The sequence below is a fragment of the Brevundimonas sp. genome (assembly GCF_036677305.1).
In the GTDB taxonomy this organism is placed as follows: domain Bacteria; phylum Pseudomonadota; class Alphaproteobacteria; order Caulobacterales; family Caulobacteraceae; genus Brevundimonas.
The window spans coordinates 1-5,345 of sequence record NZ_JAKFEB010000230.1 but is presented as its reverse complement, the minus strand read 5'-3'; the positions used below and the strand labels follow the sequence as shown (position 1 = coordinate 5,345).

Sequence of the window (5,345 nt, the reverse complement as noted above, 5' to 3'; positions counted from 1 at the left end):
CTGGATGGCCGTATCGCCCGGCTTGTGGAGGAGATCGACGCCGACTGGCCCAACGGTCGAGCCCTGGCGGCGCAGTTCTTCCTCGACCTCGACCCCGCGCTTGTCTTCTTCCTGACGCGCAATCGCCTGCATGACCTCTGGTTCTTCACGGAGTTCTTCCGGCGCCCGGTTGTCCGCCAGGCCTTGCCCGAGGTCGGCGACGTCCGCTGGAGCGAAGACGCCGCGGCGGCGAACCCCCACCTGGCGAGAATGGGGCCGCACCTCGGGTTCGAGCTGACGGACGGCTGGCGATCGCTCGGCGGGCTGGCCAGCCGCCTCAGCCATGGCGGCGTCTATCGCGGGGGCGGCTTTCCGGATCCCCAGGTGATCCAGCTTGTCGACGGTCTGGCCGAGGGCGCCTTCGGCGGGCGCCGCTCCGAGGCGCTGAGCTATCACTCGTGGGCGGCATGGAGCGACTGGTTCGACGGCGAATCCGAGGACAGCAGCTGGTTCTGGCTGGACCGGCGGACGGGGCTGGCCACCGTGCTGCTGATCACCGACGGGCCTTGAGGCCTTCCCACAGGGCGATCCCCGCCGAGACCGACAGGTTCAGCGAGCGCGCCCCGGGCTGGATGGGGATGACCACCCGGGCGTCTGCGGCGTCATGCACGAAGTCCGGGGCGCCTGTGGGCTCGCTGCCGAACAGCAGGGTGTCGTCCGGCCGGAAGACGAAATCGTCCAGCGGCGTCGCCCCCTTCGTGGTGAACAGGATCAGCCGGCCCGGGCCGCGATCCCGCTGGAAAGTCTCCCAGCCGGCGTGGCGCGTCATGTGCCCCAGGGGGCCGTAGTCCAGCGCCGCGCGCTTCAGGGCGCGGTCGTCGAAACGGAAACCCGCGGGCTCGATCACATGCAGTTCCACGCCGAAACAGGCGCTGAGGCGGATGCATGCGCCCACGTTCTGCGGAATGGCTGGTTGAAAAAGGGCGAGACGCATTCTAAGGCCCTCATACGCGCGGCCCGGGGGTCTGTCGCGGCTCGAATTGCGACTGTTTCTCAAGGGACGGCGCACTTTGCGGCGATGAGCCGCAACGCAGGGCCGGGTCAGACCGACGGGAAGCCGCTAGAGCATCCATGCCGATCCTCCGCACCCCGTTCCGGGCGCGGACCGCGGCGCACGAGGAGTAAGACGTGGCCGAATCGGTCGTGACTGAGAACGGTACAGGCGGCGACGCCTCCCGCCGGGACTTCATCCATATCGCGGCCGGCGCGGCCGCCGTCGGCGCCGGAGCCATGCTGGCCTGGCCGCTGATCAATTCGATGAACCCCGCCGCCGACACCCTGGCGCTGGCGTCGATCGAGTTCGACATGAGCAAGGTCCAGGAAGGCCAGCAGGTCGTGATCAAGTGGCAGGGCAAGCCTGTCTTCGTCCGCTACCGCACGCCGCGGGAAATCCAGGAAGCCGTGTCGGCGCCGCTCTCGGCGCTGAAGGACCCGCAGTCCGACGGCGATCGCGTCAAGGCCGGCCACCAGCAGTATCTGGTCCTGCTCGGCAACTGCACCCACCTGGGCTGCATCCCGACCTTCGGAGCCGGTGATTTCGGCGGCTGGTTCTGCCCCTGCCACGGCTCGCACTACGACACCTCGGGCCGCATCCGTAAGGGACCGGCGCCCGCGAACCTCGTCGTGCCGGAGTACGATTACGTCTCCGACACCCGCATCAAGATCGGCTGAGGGCGAGACCGATGAGCGATCACGAATCCACCTACGTCCCCAAGACCGGCGTCGAGAAGTGGCTCGACACCCGCCTGCCGATCGTCCGCTTCGGCGCTGACTACATGTCGCTGCCGACCCCGAAGAACCTCAACTACTGGTGGACCTTCGGCGGCATCCTGGCCCTCTGCCTGGTCATCCAGATCGCCACCGGCGTCATCCTGGCCATGCACTATGTGCCCAACACCGAACTGGCCTTCGCCTCGGTCGAGCGCATCATGCGCGACGTCAACGGCGGCGACCTGATCCGCTACACCCACGCCAACGGCGCCTCGATGTTCTTCATCGCGGTCTATCTGCACATGCTCCGCGGGCTGTACTACGGCTCGTACAAGGCGCCGCGCGAGATGATCTGGATCGTCGGCTGCCTGATCTTCTTCCTGATGATCGCCACCGCCTTCCTGGGCTACGTCCTGCCGTGGGGCCAGATGTCCTACTGGGGCGCCGAGGTGATCACCAATCTGATCGGGGCCATCCCGGTCGTCGGCGAGCCGATCCTGATCTGGCTGCGCGGCGGCCCGGCGATCGACAACGCCACCCTGAACCGCTTCTTCTCGCTGCACTATCTGCTGCCGTTCGTCATCGCCGGCTGCGTGGTGCTGCACCTGTGGGCCCTGCACCACGCCGGTCAGAACAACCCCGTCGGGATCCTGATCCCGAAGGACCGTCAGGCCAAGGACACGGTTCCGTTCCACCCGTACTTCACGGTCAAGGACGGCTTCGCCATCATCCTGTTCCTGATCCTGTTCGCCCTGTTCGTCTTCTTCATGCCGAACGCCCTGGGTCACGCCGACAACTACATCCCGGCCAACCCGCTGGTGACGCCGGCGCACATCGTGCCCGAGTGGTACATGCTGCCCTTCTACGCGATCCTGCGGGCCGTCCCGGACAAGTTCGGCGGCGTGCTGGCGATGTTCGGCGCCATCGGCGTGCTGTTCGTCCTGCCCTGGCTGGATACGTCCAAGGTGCGGTCGATGCGCTATCGTCCGACGATGAAGGTCTTCTTCCTGGTCTTCGTCGCGGTCGGCCTGATCCTGGGCTGGTGCGGCGCCCAGCTGCCGGACGCGCCGGTCATCGGGACCTTCAAGACCTTCACCCTGATCGACGGCGACCTGAACAGCTATCTGTGGCTGACCCGCCTGGCGACGCTCTACTACTTCGCCTTCTTCCTGATCATCATGCCGCTGGTCGGCCTGCGCGAGACTCCGAAGCCGATCCCGGCGACGATCTCGGAACCGGTTCTGTCGGGCGGCGACGCCATGACGTCGGCGGCTCCGGCCTCGCCCGAGAAGAAGGGCTGATCGCGACCATGACCCTCAAGACGAATATCCGCGCCATGAAGAAGACCCTGGTCCTGATCGCCGCCGCCGCCGGCCTGGCGTTCACCGCCGCGCCGGCGATGGCCGAGGGCGGCGCCCATGAACTGCGCGACGGCGGCTTCGCCTTCGACGGCCCGTTCGGCGCCTTCCATCAGGGCCAGCTGCAGCGGGGCTACAAGGTCTACCGTGAGGTCTGCGCCTCGTGCCACAGCATGAACCTCATGCATTTCCGCACCCTGGCCGAGCCGGGCGGGCCCTTCTACGACGCGCATCAGGCCAATCCGGCCGAGAACCGCTTCGTCAAGGCGCTGGCCAAGGAAGTCCAGATCGCGGACATCGACACCGAAACCGGTGAGCCGGTGATGCGTGACGGCACCGCCGCCGACCGCTTCCCCAACCCGTATCCGAACGCCACGGCCGCGGCCGCCGCGAACGGCGGGGCGGCGCCGCCCGACCTGTCGGTGATGGCCAAGGCCCGTCACGGCGGGGCGAACTACATCTATTCGCTGCTGACCGGCTACAAGGAGCCGCCGGCTGATCTGCAGATCCGGCCGGGCCAGTACTATAACGAATATATGGCCGGCGACCTGAGCCCGTTCGTGCCGGAAGGCGCCCATGTGCCCGCCGGCGGTTTCATCGCCATGCCGAACCCGCTGATGGACGGTCAGGTGACCTATGACGACGGCACCGCCGCCACGGTCGACCAGATGGCCAAGGACGTGTCGGCCTACATCGCCTGGGCCTCGGACCCGAAGCAGGTCCAGCGCAAGCAGACGGGCCTGGGCGTGCTGATCTTCCTGTTCCTGTTCGCGGGCGTCACCTACCTCAGCTACCGCCGGATCTGGAAGGGCGTGGCCCACTAGGGACCGCCGGACACGGACGATGCAATGACCCGCCGGGGCCGCGAGGCTCCGGCGGGTTTTTCATGCGCATCGACAGGCTGAAAAACTCGCCCTAGGGTCCCGCCCGTCCTGTCATTGACCGAGGGTGTATCCGTCCATGCGTCTGTTCCCGACCGCCGCCGTGCTCGCCGCCGGCGCCCTGTTGTCCGCCTGTGCGACGATGGACGGAGGGGGCGCGGGCGCGCCCGCCGCCAGCTTCGACACGGCCCGCCTGTCCGAGCATGTCCGCGTGCTGGCCAGCGACGAATACCAGGGCCGCGGCATCGCCACCCCGGCCGAGGACATGACCATCCGCTACCTCAGCGAACAATATGCGGCGGCCGGCTTCGGGCCCGGCGGCCCGAACGGGTCGTGGACCCAGGACGTGGCGCTGAACCGCTTCTCCGCCTCGAACTTCCGCGGCGTGAACCTGAAGGTCGCCGGCGAGACCATTCCCCTGACCCAGGGCCAGCAGATCACCATCTCGACCCGCCTGCCGGGCGATCACGTCATGCTGACCGACAAGCCGCTGGTCTTCGTCGGCTACGGCATCAAGGCGCCCGAACGGAACTGGGACGACTTCAAGGGCGTGGACGTGCGCGGCAAGGTCATCGTCGTGCTGGTCAACGACGCCGACTTCGAGGAGCCGGCGCTGGACACCTTCAACGGCCGGGCCATGACCTACTACGGCCGCTGGACCTACAAATATGAGGAGGCGGCCCGTCAGGGCGCCGCCGGCGTCCTCATCGTGCACGAGACGGCCCCGGCGTCGTATGGCTGGGCCACGGTGCAGAACAGCTGGTCGGGCCCGCAGTTCGACATCGTCCGCGCCAACGCCGCCGCCGAACGCGTGCCGATGGAGGCCTGGATGCAGCGCGACGTCGCCGTCGACCTGTTCCGCCGCGCGGGCCAGGATTTCGAGGCGCTCAAGGCCAGCGCCCGCAGCCGTGACTTCCGCCCGGTCGAGCTGAACGGCGCGACCTTCAGCGCCATGTTCGACGTCGCCACCAGCCGGGTCACGACCCACAACGTCATCGCCCGCCTGCCGGGCAGGACCCATCCCGACGAGACCATCCTGTACACGGGCCACTGGGACCACATCGGCGTCGGCGATCCGGATGCGAACGGCGACCGCATCTTCAACGGCGCCGTAGACAACGCCACGGGCACCTCCGGCCTGCTGGAGCTGGCGCGCGTCTTCGCCGCCGGCCCGCGTCCCGAACGCTCGATCGTGATGATCAGCTTCACCGCCGAGGAGAGCGGCCTGCTGGGTTCCGAATTCTACGCCGCCAACCCGGTCTATCCGCTGGCCACGACGGTGGCGGGCTTCAACATCGACGCCATGAACGTCTATGGCCGGGTCGCCGACGTGGACATCATCGGCTCGGGCCAGTCG

At 67.8% G+C, this 5,345-nt stretch carries 6 protein-coding genes; 5 read left to right on the top strand and 1 reads right to left on the bottom strand.

Features of this window, described 5'->3' with window-relative positions; genetic code table 11:
- Positions 1-549: hypothetical protein (locus V6M42_RS13275; RefSeq protein WP_332678907.1), on the top strand; the 549-nt coding region annotated here is incomplete at its 5' end.
- Here the strand turns inward: V6M42_RS13275 and V6M42_RS13270 are convergent.
- Positions 533-973, bottom strand: coding sequence for a tRNA (cytidine(34)-2'-O)-methyltransferase (locus V6M42_RS13270; protein ID WP_332657998.1), 441 nt, complete (start codon positions 971-973; stop codon positions 533-535). The genes V6M42_RS13275 and V6M42_RS13270 overlap by 17 nt on opposite strands.
- 194 nt (positions 974-1,167) lie before the next feature.
- Here V6M42_RS13270 and petA point away from each other — a divergent pair, with 194 nt between their 5' ends.
- The 4 genes from petA to V6M42_RS13250 form a co-directional block, all read left to right on the top strand.
- Positions 1,168-1,710, top strand: coding sequence for a ubiquinol-cytochrome c reductase iron-sulfur subunit (gene petA / locus V6M42_RS13265; protein ID WP_332657997.1), 543 nt, complete (start codon positions 1,168-1,170; stop codon positions 1,708-1,710).
- Between the two features lie 11 nt (positions 1,711-1,721).
- On the top strand, positions 1,722-3,050 hold the full coding sequence (locus V6M42_RS13260; protein ID WP_332657996.1) for a cytochrome b: 1,329 nt from the start codon (positions 1,722-1,724) through the stop codon (positions 3,048-3,050).
- 8 nt (positions 3,051-3,058) lie between these two features.
- Complete coding sequence (locus tag V6M42_RS13255; RefSeq protein ID WP_332657995.1) at positions 3,059-3,931, top strand: cytochrome c1; 873 nt, start codon at positions 3,059-3,061, stop codon at positions 3,929-3,931.
- Between the two features lie 136 nt (positions 3,932-4,067).
- Positions 4,068-5,345: M28 family metallopeptidase (locus V6M42_RS13250; RefSeq protein ID WP_332678906.1), on the top strand; the 1,278-nt coding region annotated here is incomplete at its 3' end.